The organism is Olivibacter sp. SA151, from assembly GCF_054130995.1.
This window is the reverse complement of record NZ_CP096391.1, coordinates 4,992,982-5,011,078: the sequence shown is the minus strand read 5'-3', so window position 1 is coordinate 5,011,078 and position 18,097 is coordinate 4,992,982. Positions and strand designations below refer to the sequence as shown.

Genomic DNA, 18,097 nt, shown 5'->3' with positions numbered 1-18,097 from the left:
ACCGGCCAACGCCGAAATACCGCGAATTTTTTCTTGTGGATACTTAGATGGTTTTTCATAGTAATAAATTGTTCTATAAAGGTGATGAAGCTATCAGATTTTTTCACCCCTATGTGGTTTGAATAAATCATGATGGTTTCATGATGAATAGTATTGTTTCTCGAAAGCAAAATTAATAGGTATGCGTACCGCGGAGTTAGCGTTTTGTGGCAGTTGATATTGTATCTTTTGGTCATTTTGCGGAACGTGGTTTAAGGTTACTCAGACGATATGCGGTAGGAGAAACACCATAATATCGCTTAAACCGTTGGTCGAAGGAGGTATTTACAGTATAGCCAAGAAAATAAGCAATTTCTTTAATGGGCATATCGGTATTGATCAGGAAATCGGCTGCCTGTTCCATCCGCTTGTGTTGGATGAATTCTCCTAAACTATAACCATAAGTTTGATAATGTTGACGTCGCAGACTTCGGTAGTTCACTTTAAAAAATGCGGCTATATCCGCCACCGAAACAAGGTTTCCTTTTGGTATCTGCTCGGTTATATAATTTCTGATATGCGTGAGCAGGTTATTATCTTTGGATGTCGATGTCCTATTTCTTTTAAGATCTTCCTGACTCAAATCCAATAGGCTAAAGCAATGCTCATAAATGAGAATATCATAATGGAAGCGTTTGACTTTGGGTAAAGTGAAAAGGCTAAGAAGCAACTTGTATACTTTATCATGAAGCGGGCAAAACTGGTTGTGCTGCGCTTCTTGCCGCTGGGCTCGCTGGCTATCGAGTAGGTGGTTGAAACCTTCCATGGCACGTCGTCCCTGCCGTTGAAGCCAATTCGGTTTGATAACAAAATAAAACAGCTGGTGCTTTCCTTTATCAAAGTGGGTAATGTATTGGCCTTCGGGCACGTAAATCTGCGTGTAGCTGGTTTCCTCTGTCTTCAAGACGATTTGCCGTGTTTCGTCCGCAAGGTGAATACGGTAATCCCCGTTTAATTGGTAAAGCCAGTACAGGTCGGATAGCGTACAACTTATCGGCACTTCTACGGGTTCATCCGCATGTATATCGGCCAAACAGATAAAAGCGTCGGGTGCATCGTAATACTGCTCGAGCACCGAAAAGCGATCGCTTTGCCAATAGTTTGCCTCCGCTAATGCCAAATGGTACAAGGCGGCTGCGGGTACCCGTTCGCTGTAGAGCAGGTGATCTGTATTATCGGTTGGTAAACCAATGTAAACCGGTTTAATCATGTTTTGGTCTGTTGGCATATTACCCGGCTGCCATCGGGAGCTTAAACCGGTGGCAACCTGGGTAATATCTTGTTCTAATGGTGTAGGGTAATTACTTAAGCATTGCTAATGGCTCGAATAGCTAATTTGTATGAGCAATGTTTTTGTAAACTGGCGTCCACCCGCTAAGGAATAAATGTCCTTGTTAGTGTAAGAAAATTGAAGCAATTTACCTCGGTCATCACCATCTTTTGGTCGATCTTCTTTCAATAAGGCAACGGGTTCTCTATCACTGAGATGATCGCTCACTTCTATGGCCATGGAGGTTAAAAAATTGTCGTCCATCTGTGCCAAATAGGATGCCTGGCTTTCAGTGAGATCGAAATGTGTGGTCAACCACTCATTTGGGTTACTTTCAAAATCAATCATTTCGTCGTTTAATGCTTCGTCTGATAAAGCGTAAAGATTGCTGATCAAGGTGCTAACTCCTAATGAATTGAATGGTACTTTTTCCATAATGTGTAAATTTAAGTTTGATATAAAAAGATAATTTTGTTTATTCGTTTTCAAAACTATGCGTCTCACCGAGGCATGTAAAGGGGGGTAAAAGCAAAAAAAAGGCGAAATGCAACCTTTTTCAGGCGAAATGCATCGTTTTACAGAAGGGCTCTGAATTCCCTTACCTAGATTTCATTAACTGTTACAATAATTAAAGGCTTATTAATTATGGGACTTAAACCGAATTTATGGCGGTTAAGGCATTATTTTTTACGTTACATCCGCATCATCGTCGCTTTCCCGGTTGGCCATTTCATTTTAGTAAATCATCAAACGAAATCGGTTTGGGTAATCATAACGCAGGCAAATTATTGGATAGGCTTGGTCTTCAGTGTAGCCGTGGCTTATGGAGTGCTTACTTATGTGCATCGTATCACGGGCTTATTGGATCGAACACTTCCGTGGGAAGATAATTGGTTTAAAAGATTGGAACTTCAACTCTTTTTGGGCGTTGTAATGCCTATCACTTTCGTATACGCCGCGGTGCGGTTTTTCTTTTATTGCTTTACGGGCGATTTTGAGGCAAGCGGGTATATGGAACGGGAGTTTATTGAAGTGAGGTGGATGATTCCTTTTTTAAATCTTTTTTACTTTGCTTGGTATTTTGCTACATCGGATAAAAAGTTGCGCATTACTCGGGAAGAGGCAAAGCCTACAAAGGAAGGTCAGCTCATCATTCAGATGGATGGAATACGTTTAGAAGTGCCAATACAGCTTTTCGTAGCCTTTGTAAAGTTGGAAATAGGAGGAATTCTCTATTTATTAAATGGCGAACAGCATAGCCTCGACATGAAGCTGACCGATTTGCAGGCCTACTTGCCGCGGGATGCTTTTATACAGATCAATCGTTGGACCTTAGTAGCCATAAATCATATTGTTGATTATACAAGCGATCATACCGTTATTATGAGCAATGATATACAAAACTTAATCCGCAAAGCGCACCAGCATGGGGAAAAGAGCGGAAATCGATATGTGCAGGTTGGAAGACATTATCGTGAGGTTTTCAGTCAATATGTTAAACTGGAAAAAGCTTAACGACTGTTCATTTTGTTCAGTTCACCTTAATACGTACCATACGGCTTATTATTTTAATATTTTTATTGGTTAATTATTGTTGAACGCGCTTTGTCGGAGGTATATGATCGTAATCAAAGTGGTGTAGGGTTGACGATTTATTGCCGAGCTTATCTGATGAGCAGCCAAGCACCACATTATGAAACATTATCTTAAATCTATTAAAGACTTGTTGGAAGTCATCCTTTCCATTATTAAAACTTATATAGAAGAAAAACATAAAACCTTATCCGAGGCCTCGGAAGAAGAGCACCTTTTTAATCGAAAGCAAGCCGCCGATTATTTACTGGTACATCCTAAAACAATCACCAATTGGCGTAATAGGAAACTCCTATCAGCCGTTACAAAAGACCGAAAGGCGCCGCTCTATCGCCAATCGGATCTGGATCGCTGCTTTGAGCGGTATTGGGGAAGGCGTAAAGATCGTTAGCCCAACGCTCGTACCAGCTTCGTACTGCGTTCGTTTGGAATAGGATATGCAGGCTATCAAAAATGTATCACGTAGGAGTTTTCGGGGACTGCGGTCGGATTAAAGTCGCCGATGATCCCTAATTGATCCGTTTAAGAAGGACGACTTAGCGAACCGGATTGCCAGAAGACTTATCGAATCATTACATTGCTGATCATTTTATTATTAAAAGAGGGAACGTAATGGGAATTTACGTTCCCTCTTTTTCTTTTAAAGGGAACCTGATGGGAATGAGGCTCTTTGGCTATTGTTTCGCCCTTCGGGGTCTTCTACTTTTGTCCTGTCAGCAAGGCGTACCGGTACTGAGCGCTGATGAATGAATGTTTAATTAAAATGTAAAAAACATGGCAAAATTTATCAATGGTGCCAATGGTACCTTTTCGGGCAAGGTTGGTAGCGTTATCGGTAGTAGCTGGCGGGGTATCAATTACCTTCGCGGACTCGGCAAAAAGTCCAAAATTCCGGCAACGGAGCTGCAGCGTTTACAGCGTGATCGCTTTTCCACGCTGGTGAAGTTTATCGCACCGCTCAAAGAGCTGTTGGATAAGGGCTTTGCCGGGCGCAATCTGAAGCTGGCAACGGCCTTTAGCTATGCGGTAAAGCATAACATGGATATGGGTGCCGTCACGCTTACAGCGCCCGTCGAGCTCAATTATCCGGCGATCCAGTTGAGTGATGGGGGCCTATTTCGCCCGCGTGGTGTGACAGCCGAGGTGACGGCCGATATGCTGACCGTGAGTTGGAATGCCAACGAGTATGAATTTAACGGTAAAGCTGATGATGTTGCTTATGTGTTGGTTTATAATGTAAACCAGGACCTTTTCTTTACGCCGGATGCGCCGGCCAACCGCCAATCAGGTGTAGCGACGGCTTCGCTGGAGGATATGGAAACGGGTGACGTAGGGCATGTATGGATGTTCTTTACCAGCTTGGATGGCAAGAAGGTTTCACGTACGACTTACGTTGGCTCAGTTAACTTTCTTTAATTTTTAACCTTGCGGGCGGCAATTTGTCGCCCGCCTAATTCTCTTTGTTATGGCAATTATGAAAGGTGGCCGTTTATATGGCCGCGTAGGAGATCAATTGTTCTATGTCCGCAATGGCGTACAGTGCGTACGGTCGGTAAAGAAGAAAGCGAACAACAATAAACCGATCAGCGAGCTGAGGGCGAAGCAGGTAGCTCGCATGAAAGCGGTTATGAGATTCCTGGTTCCGTTAAAATCGATTATTTATAACACGTGTCGACCTTACAATGATCGGATGACAGGGATGAACAGAGCCGTACAACAAGTGCTACGGGAAGCCTTGGTCGACTCGGAAGCAGGTCCTTATGTGGATCCTGCTAGGGTGAAAGTAAGCAGAGGCGGGCCAGGCGATCTGCACCTAGAGACAGTTCAACTAGTGAACGGTCGCCTAAAGCTGCAATGGGCGAACGATTTTCGGGTTTCCAATCATCAGCAGCTATTCCTGCTGGCTTATAATGTGGAGCAGGAACTCGTGCAATTGAGCGAAGGGCATCCATTAAGCGACAAGCAATTGGAGGTAGCATTACAGGACGTTATTTTAGAGGGTACATTCCATTTGTATTATTACCTGTCCGATCGTCTAAGTAAAATCTATTCGGAAAGCAAGTATGTAGGAGCGTTTTTGGTATAGTAGTCGTTGAGTCGTTCAGTAGAAGAGTCGTCGAGTAGTTAAGTAGTTGAGTGGTTAAGTAGGGCGTTAGTCAATTAGCTGATGAGCCAATTTGATAATGAAGCTTACCTGCCGATAGCCGACTGCTGATGGCCGAAAGCTCAGGTGATGCCTGCCTGCCGGTAGGCAGGAATTATGAATGATGAATTTTGAATTGCAATGGCATGAGTACTCACCTTACAGCCGTGAATAGTACGTTGTCGAAGAGATAACTATCATAAGCTAAAAGGCGACCTCCAAAATTTTCGGTTGTCACAAGCCAAGTAACTGCAGAAACGTTGTAGAAAAGTTTGCAGTCGCGACTTTTCTTTTTGTTAGCTTTTTCTTTTGGGAGAAAAGAAAAAGTAAATGAATTAAAAGCAAAAACGATGATTAAACTAATAAGAATCGCCGAAGGCATCCATACGACCCTCGGCCAGTTATACATTGACAATCTCTTCCAGTGCTATATCTTGGAAGATAAAATACGGGATGAAAAAATCCCGGGTAAAACAGCCATTCCGGCCGGAACCTATCAACTCGGCTTGAATAAGCTGGCGGGTATGAATGCCAAATATCAGAGCCGATACAGCTCCATGCATAAAGGAATGGTGGAAATCAGGGGTATCCCCAATTTCAGTTTGGTGTTCTTCCATATCGGCAATTACCACACCGATACCCGTGGTTGCCCCTTAACCGGAAGCTATTATCAGCTTATTGACGGAGATTATCGGGTACTGCATTCCGCAGATGCTTATAGAAGGGTCTATCCTTTATTAGCTGAATGTGCTGCCGCGGGGAGTAGTTTGATCATTAGCCAATATGATAATGTTTTGGCTACATAAAGCTTAAAGCTTACATCTTATTGATCGCTGATAGCTGACATCCGGAAGCCGATAGCTTATACCTAATTTCTAACCCCTAAAAGCTAAATAACAATGAAATCATTAGAATTAATAACCTTATTAGCAACGATCATCAGTATTTTATTATCAGTCATAGCCTATTTCTTAAAGCAATTACATGGAAATTTTCGGAAAATGGAGCAGGACGTAGCTTTAATGAAAGCAACCATACAGCTCTTGAAAGCGGATTTAAAAGCGAATTATAATTTACTTCGACAGCGGATGGAGTTTTTGGAGAATGGCCGTAGGCCGTAAGCCAATAACTAATAACTAATAACTAATAACCAATAACAAATAACGAAAAAAATGAAAAGCGAAATAACAGAAAGAATCAAATCCCCCACACCAAAGTTCTTTAAAAAAATAAGAACCATCGGTTTAACCTTGGGTGCAATAGGAGGGGCTTTACTAACAGCTCCGATCACTTTACCGGCAACGGTAGTTACCATCGCCGGCTATCTGGCAACGGCGGGTATTGTAGCCTCGGCCATCTCAACGGTGGCAAAGGAAGACAAGCCTTAACAATGAAAGCGCCCGGTGACTTTAGATGCCGGGCGTTAAGATTGACAAGCTCGCGTGTTGACACAACTTTTTACGTTATATTTTGTTTACCAAATCATGGCTATCAATGAAAGCATCAATTTAAGCCTTGGAAAACTGATTACCGAAAAAAAATACAATATGATTAAAATTCAACTAGTAGTTTATAAATTACTTTTCCTTGTACTTGCGACCGCTATACTATATGTCGGAAAGCCATTTCTCATTCCAGTAGCTTTGGCCGGTGTGTTGGCTACTTTGTTTGTTGGTATAGCGAAAAAACTGGAAACTTGGGGATTAAATAGAGCGCTTTCGTCATTAATCGGTGTATTGTTGATTGTTTTGGCTTTTGCAACGATAATAGCCTTGTTAGTTTGGCGCTTGAGTAATTTTTCCGAAAACCTAGAAGGTATGCAGGAGCAAGTACTCAACTTGTTCGAAAGGTTAAAAGCTTGGATAGACCAAACTTTAGGTATTTCGTCGGATCAGCAAGAAGCATTGGTAAATGGCGCGGAGCAGTCTATCGGCAATGGCGGGGGAACAAGTACACTTCTGACCTTTGCTAGTGGCACCATGAGTATTTTGGTCGATAGCGTGTTGGTACTGGTTTACACTTTTCTTTTTCTTTTTTACCGTTCGCGAATAAAGAATTTCATACTTAAACTCGTAGACAATGCCAAAAAAGACCGGACGGAAAAAATCATCTATAAATCCGTTGATGTTTCTAAAAACTACCTGGCCGGCCTGGCACTGATGATTGCCATGTTGTGGATTCTATACGGGGTTGGTTTCAGTGTGGTAGGTGTTGAGAATGCGCTATTTTTCGCTGTTCTGTGTGGCATACTTGAAATAGTCCCCTTTGTTGGCAATATAACCGGAACCTCGCTGACCGTATTGGCTACAGTTGCTCAAGGAGGTGCGAGCGATAAGATCATTGGCGTGATCATTGTTTACCTGGCGGTTCAATTTGTGCAAACTTACATACTGGAACCTTTGGTAGTAGGTGATCAAGTAAATATTAATCCCTTATTCACGATTATCGCATTGGTTTTGGGCGAATTGATTTGGGGTATAGGGGGTATGGTGCTAGCTATTCCTTTGCTTGGCATCATTAAGATCATTTGCGATAATGTTCCGGCCTTACAGCCTTTTGGATATTTAATAGGCACTGACCGGAAAAAGAAAAAATCCTTTTTTAGATTTAGGTAGGCATCGTAATATTCATTCAAACAAATATGCGTGCCCTACGTTATTAAATAAACAACAAAAAGAGGAGATAGGTTATGGACGATTTAAAATTAAAAGGTTCGTGGAACGAGCTGAAAGGAAAAGTGAAACAGAAATGGGGTGAGCTAACGGATGACGATTTAACCTATGCAGAAGGACAAGAAGAAGAGTTGATCGGTAAGCTTCAAAAGAAGACCGGCCAAACGCGAGAGGAAGTCGTTAAGTATTTAAATAGCCTTTAGACTAGTTTACATGATATCAAAAAGAGGCCTTATTCTCTGGAATAGGGCCTCTTTTTTAATACCTATACTTCACTGTCGCGCAAAGCTTTGATTTTGTCATGTGATAACTTTAAACTTGCCTGTTGTTTTTGAATAAGCGCAAGCGTGTCCGGTGCGAGCTCACTTTCTTCTATGGCCATCTTATAGGCTTTCTGTGCTGCGTCTTCACCACCCTCGCAGCTTGCCAATACCGCCTTGCGATCGCTTCCCGTAAACATGGCTTTCACGTCCATCCAGGCACGATAGATTTTTCCACTGGCCGTGGTTCCTTCTTCAATTTCAGCGCCGGTCTTTTGAACTTCTGATATCAGTTCCATGTTGTAGTTACGGCTTTCTTGAATCATATCCCGGAAAAGAGCAACCAAATCCGTATTAGCGTCGTCCAGCTCCTCAATGGCTCTTTCATAACCGGCTATCCGATCGTTATTGATTTCGATCAGATCATTTAATACCTCTGCTTTAACTTTACTGTTTTCCATTGTTTTTCGTTTTAAGTAAATGTAATGTATAGAAAACCTTCATGCGTTTCCTACTAAGTCAACAGGTTTGTACTAAATTTGTTTGTAGCATAGAAAAGTTGATTAGCGTGATGATGGTGCATTGGAACGGTTTTAGCCTTTCTTAAAAGACCAATATGTAAACAGATGGAAGACGAAACCTATCAGTTAATTTACACGAGCAGGGCTACGGAATTCTTAACCTTGGATCAATTAAAAGAAATCGATCAAAAGTCAAAGTTTTATAACTTGTTGCACGATATCACTGGGCTTTTACTTTATGCGGAAGGCAGGTTTGCATCCAGGCTACAGGGGAGATTTTTAGGCGTATTGGAAGGACCTTTTGAGGAGATTGAAAAATTAGTGCGTATCGTTCAAAAAAATGAACATCACTTCAACATGGTCGTCCTTTATATGGGACAAGAAGAGAAACGAAATTTTACCGACTGGAAGCTCGGCTATATGAAGAAAAAAGAGGAAACACCCATTCTGGATAATTTTTTTGATGTTGATCGACTATTCGAGGAAAATAAACGCTTGCACGGGCCATTTCATCCAACGTTTGATTATTTCAGGAGCCCTGGTAATTCAATGAGCGGATCTTAATGTAAACAAGTCCTGCCTATTGTTGTTAATACATCATTCGTAAACAGTATAAGATTTAATAGGATGATGGAAAACACAAAAAACAATCGGCCTGAAAAGCAACACCGCCAGCCCGGGATAGAGGCGGAGATGAACCCCGCACCTGAATACATAAAAGCTACCTACAAGGCCGCAGGAAAGCTGGAAGGAAAAGTTGCTTTGATTACAGGAGGTGACAGCGGTATTGGACGTTCCGTTGCCGTTCATTACGCAAAGGAAGGCGCGGATGTAGCCATTGTTTACCTGGATGAAGATGTAGACGCAGAGAAAACAAAGCAGTTGGTGGAGGAAGCTGGTCGCAAATGTTTACTCATCCGAGGCGATGTTAAAGATAGCCAATTCTGTAAAGATGCCGTAAAACAGACCGTGGCGCATTTTGGCAAATTAAATGTGCTTGTAAATAATGCGGGCATGCAATTTCCGCAAAAGGACGTGAAGAATATTACGGATGAGCAATTAGATATTACCTTCCGTACCAACATTTACGCGTACTTCTATTTTGCGGAAGCAGCATTGGAGCACATGACCGCCGGCGATAGTATTATCAACACGACCTCGGTTACGGCCTATCGATCTTCGCCTGCCTTGATCGACTATTCATCTACGAAAGGTGCGATTACCACTTTCACGCGATCATTGGCTACTAATCTGAGTGAAAAGAATATTCGGGTAAATGGTGTGGCTCCCGGCCCGGTATGGACACCACTAATTGTATCGACATTCGACGAGAAAAAGATTCAGGAGTTTGGTAGTGAAACCGCTATGAAACGTGCCGGACAGCCATCGGAACTCGGCCCCGCTTATGTATTTTTAGCTTCTGACGACGCCTCTTTTATAACCGGACAGGTGATTCATGTAAATGGGGGAGAAGTGATAAATGGATAATTGGTAGCATAATTGCAAATTTTTGTCGGCAATTGTATGTTTATAGCTCTTAATAAATGGCCAATCTCCTTGCAGCGATCATGACCTTTGACCATGTGAAGACCATTATCGCGATGATACTGGGTTTAAGTATTACTCATTTGATCAAAGGAATGGTAAACTTTATTGAACATCCTAAACTGATTCGGCCTTATTGGGTACATCTAACCTGGTGTGGATATGTGTTGTTGCTCCTGATGCATTTTTGGTGGTGGGAGTCGGAATTGCGTGTTGTACAACATTGGAATTTTGCGGAATACTTTTTTCTTTTCTTCTATATCTGCGCCTACTATATCCTCTGTGTCCTGCTTATGCCCGGTAATCTCAGTGAGTATAAGAGCTATCACGACTATTTTTTCTCCCGCAAGAAATGGTTTTTTGGTGCCTTGGCCTTTTCGTTTTTACTCGATTTCGTGGATACCTACATCAAAGGCAGTGATTACTATCGCGAACATTACAATTTGGAATATCCGATCAGGAATATAAGTCACATCATGCTATGCGTTATTGCCATGTATACTACAAATAGGAAATTTCATGCCTCGCTGGTATTGGTGTTTTTGGTTTACGAACTGTCCTATATCTATCGGTTATTCTTCAATTTATAAAATAGAAAAGCACGGATTGGCAGTCGATGATGCTCATGTAAGTAAAAAACATGACAAAAGTCATTTTTATAGATAAAATAGTGTACTTTTACTTATCTATTTTGTTACAATTATGCCATTAAGTTTAGAATCCCTTGGAAAGCTTCTCAAAGCAGAAATTCTTACAATAGGTGATATCAATTTTATTCAATTGAACGAGCGCTATATTTTAACAGAAAATCCGATGAATAAAGAGGTAGAATTGGATAACTTGGAAACCTACGAATCGATCTCACTTTCGACTTATGATATCACTGATATTTTAGATTTCAAATCGATCCATTTGCTGAAGAATTATTATCAGTAATTGATCAAGGCTGGTAATGACTTTTTTCTGTAGGCATATTAATTTACACGCATTATAATAGACCCCAACTTTAACCAATGCTAAATTATACAATTTAGGAAATGAATTGTGTGTTTATGTGTAAGGAAACAGCCTTTCTGTGTAAATACTTTTTAAAAGTTAAATTTCGCTCCTATTATTGGGACACAATCATTGCGCTAAATACAGCCAAAATCTTTGAATCATATACCGTTTAGGCTTGATTGGTTACGCATGGGATAGCAAGACTATTATCCTGCTTGAAAATTCATTTCATTTTAGAGACTGATAATGTCGTGAATTTGCGACACGTCGAACCCTTGCATAGTATTTACATACGAACAGGACGGCGATAAAAGGGTACTACTAGCTTACATACACTTTATAATTTAGAAATATGAATATTGCACTACAAGAAAAAGGTACGCTGAGTACCTACGAGTTTTTGTTTGATCAACTGAAAAGCTGGGGAGTGACTTCCTACAGCGGCGTGACCGGCGGAGGGGTTATCCATTTTCTTAAACACCTTTCCCCTCTACAGTATCCGCCAACCGAAGAGCCAAGTTTCTTCACGATTAGCGAATATGTAGCCGGTTTCATACCCTTGGGATATTTCTTAGCAAGTGGTAAGATCGCAGCAGCTGTTGCTACTACGGGAGCGGCTACCAAATTATTAACTTGTGGGCTCAGTGATGCTAAACTGCACAATATACCATCGGTTTATATTGTGCCTATTACAAATAATAACAATATAGGCTTTTCCCCTTTACAAGATACTTCTGTTTATGGTAGTAATACGGTCGAACAGTTGAAAGCTGAATTACCTGATTCCGTTTTTGTACTTGACAATCCGCTTAATATACCGGAACAATTGATGCTGGCAAAACAACAGCTTGATTGGTCGAAGCCCGTCGTACTGGTTTTGGATAATACTGCACTCAATGGCAAAGTTTCCGATATCCTCCCTTCAAACGACGATCTTTCAAGTGAAAATGCGACTGATTTTTCAACCTTTATTTCGACTTTAAGGGATGCCTGTTTCGGGAAACGCTTAACGATCCTCATAGGAGAGGAGATGGCCCGATACAACAACGCTACAGATTTAACAAGCAGGTTGAGCGAGTCCTTAAAAGCGACAACAGTCTGGACTATTAATGGCGCAAACGCAGTAAGTTCATCCAATTCCTATGGATTTGGTTATATCTCGTTTGGTGGAAATGACTGTGCGCTCGAAGCTTTTAAATCGTTGGGGCAGGACGATGTCCTTTTACTATTAGGGGCATGTCCTGACGAATATACGACTAATCTATCCCGGATTTATGCATCGGAAACATTCTTTGTCAACGGAATAGCGGATGCTTATGGTTTAGTTGACAATAGTTTACAGCATTTGGTCGACGGTGCGTACTATCAGATTCAAGGTCCGCTTGACGCTTTTGTTAATACGGTAATAATGGAAGCTGAAAGGGTGCCATTCGCTAATATCCCTGGGGCTATTGCTCCGGTCAACTTAAATACGCGACCCTTTTCAAAGCCTAGAGCAGGTTACGTAGATATGGCAGATCTGTACCTGCGTTTGAATGCTCGGTGGCCACAAGAAACAATCGCTTTTGATGATGTTTGCCTGGCGTATAAAGACCGGCAGTACGTGACGCAACGGCCGAATGAAAACGTTCGTTTCTTCTCGCTTTATCGTGGATCAGCCATGGGCGGCGCGTTTGGCGCTGCCATAGGAGCGAAAATGGCCAAGCCGGATGCTACGACCGTGCTATTTACGGGCGACGGCTGTTTTCGGCTGTTCGCCGGTTCTTTAGGAGAGGTGTCGTCGCTCGGTTTAGTGGTTTTTCTGCTGAATAATGAAACGTTATCCATTGTTGAACAGGGCTTGCAGCAACTATTGCCGAATACGCCGGACGATCATTACCACGCCCGTGTGATGAGTATTAACTATTGTCAGCTAGCGGAAGCCTGTCATTGGGACGCCGTTAAACTGCGGTCCGATTTGTCGAATTTAGACGATATCCTTGCAAGAATAGGCGAAAGAAAAAACCGATCTTTGTTAATAGAGGTGCCTGTGGATCCTTTGCAGGTGCTAGGTAACAATCCTCGACTTAATAATCTTTAAAATCATGACGGATATAATACACATGTTTACGTTGCTCAAAGAAATCGATCGCTGCTTTGCTGCTCTGAATGGCGCGCCACTCCCTTTTCCGGCTAATGTTTCAGATAAATACCAATGGCTGCATGCGGAAGCGCCCTTTAGCATCCTCGCGCATAAAGCCGAAACACCACCCCGATTTATTTATGCAAATAGCTATGCCTTATCTTGCTTCAAATATACCGAAGCGGAAATAATAGGCTTGCCTTCTTATCAAAGTGCTGCTGAGCAGGATCGCGAGGAGCGGGAAAGATTGTTGCAAGCCGTTACGAAAAATGGCATTGCTTATAATTATGCAGGCCCGCGTATTGACAAATATGGACATGTATTCCAAATATATGATGGCATTGTTTGGCAACTCGTTGATGAAGCACAAAATTCATGGGGCCAAGCTGCGCTCTTTTGGACGGATGCCCGTGAACGGCCTGAATGGTACCCCATTTAAGTTTACTATAGGGGGATAGTATAATTTCTATGCCGAACTAGAAAACTTTCGATAAATAAATGTGAATATTAATGTAAGTTTGGCTTAAGTTAATATTAACTTTTTATCGCATAATGTCAGCGTCCTTAACCGCCCAAGTTGGGGACGCTTTTTATTGATAGTGTCAGGAACTGGAAAATTGATATCGAATAATAAGCGGAACAAAATAAACACATAGCAGTTTTCGAATATCCTTACTAATGTGCAAATCAAAAAGACCAATAACGTTCTACCGGTACGATCCAATGCAACTAGTACCGCCAGTCATCAGTTATCTCGCCGGCATAAGAATTTATTGCTATGTGTATAAAAGGAGTTCAAAGTCCTTCATAAACTGAACGGAGTGAACAATCTCAATGTTTAAATTATTTCCTATTTTAGCAGTGTCAACCCAGCTAAATTGTTTTTTGTAAGACGAATGAGTATTTGTTATTTATAATCTTTTTAAAAACTTTTTTATGGACAAAATTTTACCTTTTCAACTTGAGATGATTTATACAGCCCATAATTGGCTAAAATAGAAGCTAAAAAGCTACAAACTCAAAATTTTTTTAACTTACTTCTTATTTGTCATCTTACTTATGCCATTACATGTAGCAATTGCCGATGATCACACGGCTGTTCGACTAGGTCTGAAGTATTTTATCCTGGAGTGGATGCCCGGCACCTTGATTTCCTTTGCTGAAGATACGGAAGAGTTGATGAACATTTTTTCGAGGCAACCGGTAGATATTGTCTTACTCGATATCAATATCCCTGGGGGTAATAATCTCCGAATTGTGAAAACAATTAAGGAAAAACAACACAGAGCACGTATCTTAGTGTTTTCTGCATTTGATGAAATGACATATGGCTTAAAATATTTACAAGCTGGAGCGGATGGATACCTGCAAAAGGACAAGGGAGAAGAACACATCAAAGAAGCATTGAATACGGTTTTTAGAGGCGGAAAATATCTAGGCAATCGCTTAAGGGAATACTTACTGCAACAAAATTTTAATGCGGCTTATAATCCCTTGGATCAGCTTTCTGATAGAGAAATGGAAGTTTGCCAATTATTGGTTAAAGGAATGGGCATTAGTGAAATAGCCAATTCATTATTGCTGCATACTTCCACCATTTCAACCTATAAAACCAAGATTTACGAAAAACTAGGTGTTCGTAACACCGCGGATTTACTGAACGCTTTTAAGGTGCATAGCCTGAGCTGAGAAGGTGAGGGTTACTGTTGTTCCCTTTCCCAACGTGCTATGGATATACACTTTGCCTCCCAGCATACGGATCCAATCCTTCACCAAGGTGATACCTAAGCCTTGGCTGAAGGGATCGGCACCGGGTTCAAGGGTGTCTTTTTCATTGAAATGCTGTAATTCTCGCGGACTGATCCCAACACCGTCGTCTTTTATCGTAATGTAAAGTTTACCTTGTTTAGAAACGCCGGCATGGATAACAATCGTTCCATTCCGCGTATGTTTTGTAGCATTATCCAATAAATTATGTAATATAATTGCCAGGATGTCGGCATGGGTACGGATGGTTAAGTCGAACGGTACCGAATTAACGATGACCGTGCTGCGCAGTGAGGCAAGATGTTTAAAGACGTTGATCTGTTCGTTAACAATATGGTGTAAATTCGCTTCATGCAACTCAATTTCTTTGTCGGCGAAGGTTGCTTTATAAAACTGCGAAATCTTATTACAGTACTGAGTAATCTGCTTAGTTACATCATAAATATTCTCCACATCTTCGGATAGATGATTTTTTTCTACTTTAAGCTGTTTATAAATCCCTTGAAGCGTTAAAACAACGTAGTTGAGAGGGGCCTTAACATCGTGTGTAATAGAGGCGGATAATCGCTTTTGTAACTCACTCTGTTTTCGCAGCTCATAACTGCGTTCAGACACGAGCTGTTTTAAGGTTTGATTCTGCTTGATAACAAATTTTGATTTCATAAAAAAACCGAACCAAATGATGCCAAGCCCGACAACAAAAAGCATTGCCTTAAACAACCAGGTTTCATGGAACGCCGGTTCGACGTATAGTTTAAGGCTTGTATAGATAAATTGATGACTTGCTTCCCCGCTTTTGAGGCGGACTTGTATCGAATGTTCGCCAGAGGGAAGGTTGTTAATGGAAATGCTATTTTCATCGGTAGAGAAGCTTAGCCATTGAGCCGTTTCTTCATGTTCTTTATCGATTATATATTCAAGCTTCACGTCTTCCTGCGAGCCAAAGAAGGGGGTTGATAGGGTAATATCCAATCGGGAAAAATAGCGTGGTAGCGAAACCCGCTCTGTTATCGGGATAGGTACGCCATCTAAGCTGATCTCATCTATAATAACCGGCCCTTGGGGATACCGCGGTTGAATGGTCTCGGGATCAAACCAGATTAAGCCATCCAAGCTTGGAAATGAAAAAAGTCCATTGGGCAGCTGGAGGGCACAGGGTTGGCAACCTCCATTAAATTCGTTGGTGGCAAAACCTGCTCTTTTGTCGTAATAAAAATAATCCGGTATGTTCACCGAATCGTCGGCGTACGTTAATAACTGCTCTTTATCGGCTTGAAAAAGCCCTTTATTCGTGCTTATCCAAAGATAACCTTTTTTGTCTTCTAATATACAGTGTGCAGTGGCTATATAGTGGTGTTTATCTAAGGGAAAGTGCGTAAACTTTCGCTTGCTTAAAAGAAACAGTCCGTTTTGGAAGGTACAGATCCAGAGGCGCTCGTCTTGGTCTTTATAGAGGCAACGTATATAGTGCCCCGCTAGACCTTCATGACGAATGTTAGTGCCATTTCCTGTAATAAGAAACAAGCCATCGGAACTGCCAAGCCATAAGTTATCGTCGTTTGCTTGCTCAATCCAAGTGATCTCATGTTCCAACTCGCCTTTAGCCACGAAGCGGCGGCTGTCTAAATCCCATTGATAGAGGGTTCCGTCGAGGCTGCCAAACCAGATCTTCCCTGCCGCATCTTGATAGATAACCCGCCCCTTTTCCGGGTTTGCCTGGGAGGAGAGGAGCTTCTTGCCATTGGGTGTGAGCACAAGTAGACTATCTTCTGTTAGCACCCATAATTGACCGTTCGGCCCAATGAAGCGGCCGTGTTCTTTAATTTGTGATAAAAGGTTTAACTTACGATGTCTACCGTCCAAATGAAACACATTCCCCTCGTCAGCGAGTATCGATCCATCGGGTAAAATCGTCTGTAAATAGTAAACTTCATTATCGTCACCGTTACTGGTTTGTTTGGTGCTAAACCTTTTATTTTGAATAATGAATAGGCCTTTTGACGCACTACCTAAAAAGAGCTGATCGTTGGCTTTTTGATAATGGACAATCGCAATACCGTTTTCTTCAAAGCTGAAGTCATGAAGAATCCGGGTACTGGACAGCTTTCCATTGACGGGTTCCAACAAGTACAAATTACGTCTGCAATAGATAAAAGCTTCTTTTGTGCCGCTGTTGTAGAACAACTTGAAATCCGCATGGGGAGCTTCGGCCATAAGGTCGCCTTTAATGGAACAATCTGAGATCTTCCCATCGCTTTCAATAAGGTCCGCTTTGCGGAGATTCTTTAGGTGGTACAGTTTTTTGTCATGATAGAAAGTGTTTTCAATACGGTAAGATGGATAGGGGATAGAAACGAGAGCCAAATTCGAATTAGCGGGGTAATACGATAGGGTGTCTTTTTTAAGTAAAAAGCTGTTTCCTCCTACTTCGCCGAGGATAACTTCCCGGCTGCCGAGCTCCTTATAGCGGGTGGGTAAGCCCCTGGAAAAGGTTGCTTTATCTCCTATAAAGGATTTTTTTAGAAAGTCCTGGACAGTCCACCCCTGTGCAGTAGCTTTGCCATTTCGAAGACACACCATTTGCTCAGTGGACGTTTGTGCCCAGAGAATTCCACTTTCTTCGGCGCCTGCATGAAAGCTGAACATCCGCTTAGATTGCAGGGTGCTATTTAGAGTTTCGGTAGCCTTAAAACGCTTGCCGTCGTATCGAACCGCTCCACTCTCCGTAAGAATCCAGATAAAACCAAGATTATCCGCCGCAATACCCTTAATGCTATTTTGGGGTAAACCGGCTTCGTCGGTAATTCTGGTGACAATATGTTCCCGTGTAATGCCACTAGCGGAATGAAAAAACATATTCCACAGCAGAAAGCTGAAAAGATAAATAAGTGCCCGCCGCATCTGTTTCTTGTATAAAATACGCAAATAGTAAATGTTTAAATGACCAGTAACTGCGGTGAAGATAATAAGATTCGTTTCTCCTTGTGTTTTTCGTCTCCTTCCTGCGATCGATTTTTATTAAAACTCGCATATAAATGGTTGTTTTTTAAAGGCTAAGTAAGCTTATGTAAAATTTATATCGTATTTGCCTTAGGTTTGCTATCGTAATTTTACTAGGTGGTCTATAGTAAAATTACTATAGACGAACAGTACCTGCCCGAGCGTT

At 41.7% G+C, this 18,097-nt stretch carries 20 protein-coding genes; 16 read left to right on the top strand and 4 right to left on the bottom strand.

Annotated elements, in window-relative coordinates; translation table 11 throughout:
- Positions 1-232: 232 nt before the first annotated feature.
- Together M1D52_RS20490 and M1D52_RS20485 are read right to left on the bottom strand one after the other, a co-directional pair.
- On the bottom strand, positions 233-1,249 hold the full coding sequence (locus M1D52_RS20490) for a helix-turn-helix transcriptional regulator (protein ID WP_437394480.1): 1,017 nt from the start codon (positions 1,247-1,249) through the stop codon (positions 233-235).
- A 105-nt stretch (positions 1,250-1,354) separates the two neighbouring features.
- Positions 1,355-1,744, bottom strand: coding sequence for a hypothetical protein (locus M1D52_RS20485; protein WP_437394479.1), 390 nt, complete (start codon positions 1,742-1,744; stop codon positions 1,355-1,357).
- A 210-nt stretch (positions 1,745-1,954) separates the two neighbouring features.
- Here M1D52_RS20485 and M1D52_RS20480 point away from each other — a divergent pair, with 210 nt between their 5' ends.
- The 9 genes from M1D52_RS20480 (at position 1,955) to M1D52_RS20440 (ending at position 7,920) form a co-directional block, all read left to right on the top strand.
- Positions 1,955-2,824, top strand: a complete 870-nt coding sequence (locus tag M1D52_RS20480) for a LytTR family transcriptional regulator DNA-binding domain-containing protein (protein WP_437394477.1) — start codon at positions 1,955-1,957, stop codon at positions 2,822-2,824.
- Positions 2,825-3,002: 178 nt separating this feature from the next.
- Positions 3,003-3,293 (top strand): hypothetical protein, encoded by a 291-nt coding sequence (locus tag M1D52_RS20475; RefSeq protein WP_437394475.1) that lies wholly within the window; start codon positions 3,003-3,005, stop codon positions 3,291-3,293.
- A 383-nt stretch (positions 3,294-3,676) separates the two neighbouring features.
- The gene (locus tag M1D52_RS20470) at positions 3,677-4,318 is read left to right on the top strand and encodes a DUF6266 family protein (RefSeq protein ID WP_289553724.1); all 642 of its coding nucleotides are present in this window, start codon (positions 3,677-3,679) and stop codon (positions 4,316-4,318) included.
- A 49-nt stretch (positions 4,319-4,367) separates the two neighbouring features.
- A complete protein-coding gene (locus tag M1D52_RS20465) occupies positions 4,368-4,988 on the top strand; it encodes a DUF6266 family protein (RefSeq protein ID WP_437366352.1) in 621 nt (206 codons plus the stop codon).
- Positions 4,989-5,395: 407 nt separating this feature from the next.
- Positions 5,396-5,851, top strand: coding sequence for a DUF5675 family protein (locus M1D52_RS20460; RefSeq protein WP_437394473.1), 456 nt, complete (start codon positions 5,396-5,398; stop codon positions 5,849-5,851).
- 93 nt (positions 5,852-5,944) lie between these two features.
- Positions 5,945-6,166, top strand: coding sequence for a hypothetical protein (locus M1D52_RS20455; RefSeq protein ID WP_437394472.1), 222 nt, complete (start codon positions 5,945-5,947; stop codon positions 6,164-6,166).
- A gap of 51 nt (positions 6,167-6,217) precedes the next feature.
- Positions 6,218-6,433, top strand: a complete 216-nt coding sequence (locus M1D52_RS20450) for a hypothetical protein (RefSeq protein ID WP_437394470.1) — start codon at positions 6,218-6,220, stop codon at positions 6,431-6,433.
- 159 nt (positions 6,434-6,592) lie between these two features.
- The gene (locus M1D52_RS20445) at positions 6,593-7,660 is read left to right on the top strand and encodes an AI-2E family transporter (protein ID WP_437394469.1); all 1,068 of its coding nucleotides are present in this window, start codon (positions 6,593-6,595) and stop codon (positions 7,658-7,660) included.
- Positions 7,661-7,734: 74 nt separating this feature from the next.
- Positions 7,735-7,920, top strand: a complete 186-nt coding sequence (locus M1D52_RS20440; RefSeq protein ID WP_437394468.1) for a CsbD family protein — start codon at positions 7,735-7,737, stop codon at positions 7,918-7,920.
- Positions 7,921-7,982: 62 nt separating this feature from the next.
- On the opposite strand, the gene M1D52_RS20435 is transcribed toward M1D52_RS20440, so the two are convergent.
- On the bottom strand, positions 7,983-8,438 hold the full coding sequence (locus M1D52_RS20435; protein ID WP_437394467.1) for a PA2169 family four-helix-bundle protein: 456 nt from the start codon (positions 8,436-8,438) through the stop codon (positions 7,983-7,985).
- A 165-nt stretch (positions 8,439-8,603) separates the two neighbouring features.
- On the opposite strand from M1D52_RS20435, the gene M1D52_RS20430 reads away from it, so the two are divergent.
- The 7 genes from M1D52_RS20430 to M1D52_RS20400 all read left to right on the top strand — a co-directional run bounded on the left by M1D52_RS20430 (position 8,604) and on the right by M1D52_RS20400 (position 14,853).
- Entirely contained in the window at positions 8,604-9,062 is a 459-nt protein-coding gene (locus tag M1D52_RS20430) for a BLUF domain-containing protein (RefSeq protein ID WP_437394466.1), read from the top strand.
- Positions 9,063-9,125: 63 nt separating this feature from the next.
- Positions 9,126-9,986: an SDR family oxidoreductase gene (locus tag M1D52_RS20425; RefSeq protein WP_437394465.1), complete on the top strand. Its 861-nt coding sequence runs from the start codon at positions 9,126-9,128 to the stop codon at positions 9,984-9,986.
- A gap of 56 nt (positions 9,987-10,042) precedes the next feature.
- Positions 10,043-10,633: a hypothetical protein gene (locus tag M1D52_RS20420; protein WP_437394464.1), complete on the top strand. Its 591-nt coding sequence runs from the start codon at positions 10,043-10,045 to the stop codon at positions 10,631-10,633.
- 112 nt (positions 10,634-10,745) lie between these two features.
- Positions 10,746-10,979: a hypothetical protein gene (locus M1D52_RS20415; protein WP_437394463.1), complete on the top strand. Its 234-nt coding sequence runs from the start codon at positions 10,746-10,748 to the stop codon at positions 10,977-10,979.
- A gap of 415 nt (positions 10,980-11,394) precedes the next feature.
- Entirely contained in the window at positions 11,395-13,122 is a 1,728-nt protein-coding gene (locus M1D52_RS20410; protein WP_437394462.1) for a thiamine pyrophosphate-dependent enzyme, read from the top strand.
- Between the two features lie 4 nt (positions 13,123-13,126).
- Positions 13,127-13,603, top strand: coding sequence for an MEKHLA domain-containing protein (locus tag M1D52_RS20405; RefSeq protein WP_437394461.1), 477 nt, complete (start codon positions 13,127-13,129; stop codon positions 13,601-13,603).
- Positions 13,604-14,223: 620 nt separating this feature from the next.
- Complete coding sequence (locus tag M1D52_RS20400) at positions 14,224-14,853, top strand: response regulator (RefSeq protein ID WP_289553752.1); 630 nt, start codon at positions 14,224-14,226, stop codon at positions 14,851-14,853.
- Here the strand turns inward: M1D52_RS20400 and M1D52_RS20395 are convergent.
- Positions 14,818-17,856 carry an ATP-binding protein gene (locus M1D52_RS20395; RefSeq protein ID WP_437394459.1) on the bottom strand — a complete coding sequence of 1,013 codons (3,039 nt, stop codon included), beginning with the start codon at positions 17,854-17,856 and terminating at the stop codon, positions 14,818-14,820. The two genes, M1D52_RS20400 and M1D52_RS20395, sit on opposite strands and share 36 nt — an antisense overlap.
- Between the last annotated feature and the right edge of the window lie 241 nt (positions 17,857-18,097).

Coding starts and splice junctions, on each gene's coding strand:
- M1D52_RS20490 (WP_437394480.1), bottom strand. CDS start 1,249: ATGATTAAACCGGTTTACATTGGTTTACCAACCGATAATACAGATCAC.
- M1D52_RS20485 (WP_437394479.1), bottom strand. CDS start 1,744: ATGGAAAAAGTACCATTCAATTCATTAGGAGTTAGCACCTTGATCAGC.
- M1D52_RS20480 (WP_437394477.1), top strand. CDS start 1,955: ATGGGACTTAAACCGAATTTATGGCGGTTAAGGCATTATTTTTTACGT.
- M1D52_RS20475 (WP_437394475.1), top strand. CDS start 3,003: ATGAAACATTATCTTAAATCTATTAAAGACTTGTTGGAAGTCATCCTT.
- M1D52_RS20470 (WP_289553724.1), top strand. CDS start 3,677: ATGGCAAAATTTATCAATGGTGCCAATGGTACCTTTTCGGGCAAGGTT.
- M1D52_RS20465 (WP_437366352.1), top strand. CDS start 4,368: ATGGCAATTATGAAAGGTGGCCGTTTATATGGCCGCGTAGGAGATCAA.
- M1D52_RS20460 (WP_437394473.1), top strand. CDS start 5,396: ATGATTAAACTAATAAGAATCGCCGAAGGCATCCATACGACCCTCGGC.
- M1D52_RS20455 (WP_437394472.1), top strand. CDS start 5,945: ATGAAATCATTAGAATTAATAACCTTATTAGCAACGATCATCAGTATT.
- M1D52_RS20450 (WP_437394470.1), top strand. CDS start 6,218: ATGAAAAGCGAAATAACAGAAAGAATCAAATCCCCCACACCAAAGTTC.
- M1D52_RS20445 (WP_437394469.1), top strand. CDS start 6,593: ATGATTAAAATTCAACTAGTAGTTTATAAATTACTTTTCCTTGTACTT.
- M1D52_RS20440 (WP_437394468.1), top strand. CDS start 7,735: ATGGACGATTTAAAATTAAAAGGTTCGTGGAACGAGCTGAAAGGAAAA.
- M1D52_RS20435 (WP_437394467.1), bottom strand. CDS start 8,438: ATGGAAAACAGTAAAGTTAAAGCAGAGGTATTAAATGATCTGATCGAA.
- M1D52_RS20430 (WP_437394466.1), top strand. CDS start 8,604: ATGGAAGACGAAACCTATCAGTTAATTTACACGAGCAGGGCTACGGAA.
- M1D52_RS20425 (WP_437394465.1), top strand. CDS start 9,126: ATGATGGAAAACACAAAAAACAATCGGCCTGAAAAGCAACACCGCCAG.
- M1D52_RS20420 (WP_437394464.1), top strand. CDS start 10,043: ATGGCCAATCTCCTTGCAGCGATCATGACCTTTGACCATGTGAAGACC.
- M1D52_RS20415 (WP_437394463.1), top strand. CDS start 10,746: ATGCCATTAAGTTTAGAATCCCTTGGAAAGCTTCTCAAAGCAGAAATT.
- M1D52_RS20410 (WP_437394462.1), top strand. CDS start 11,395: ATGAATATTGCACTACAAGAAAAAGGTACGCTGAGTACCTACGAGTTT.
- M1D52_RS20405 (WP_437394461.1), top strand. CDS start 13,127: ATGACGGATATAATACACATGTTTACGTTGCTCAAAGAAATCGATCGC.
- M1D52_RS20400 (WP_289553752.1), top strand. CDS start 14,224: ATGCCATTACATGTAGCAATTGCCGATGATCACACGGCTGTTCGACTA.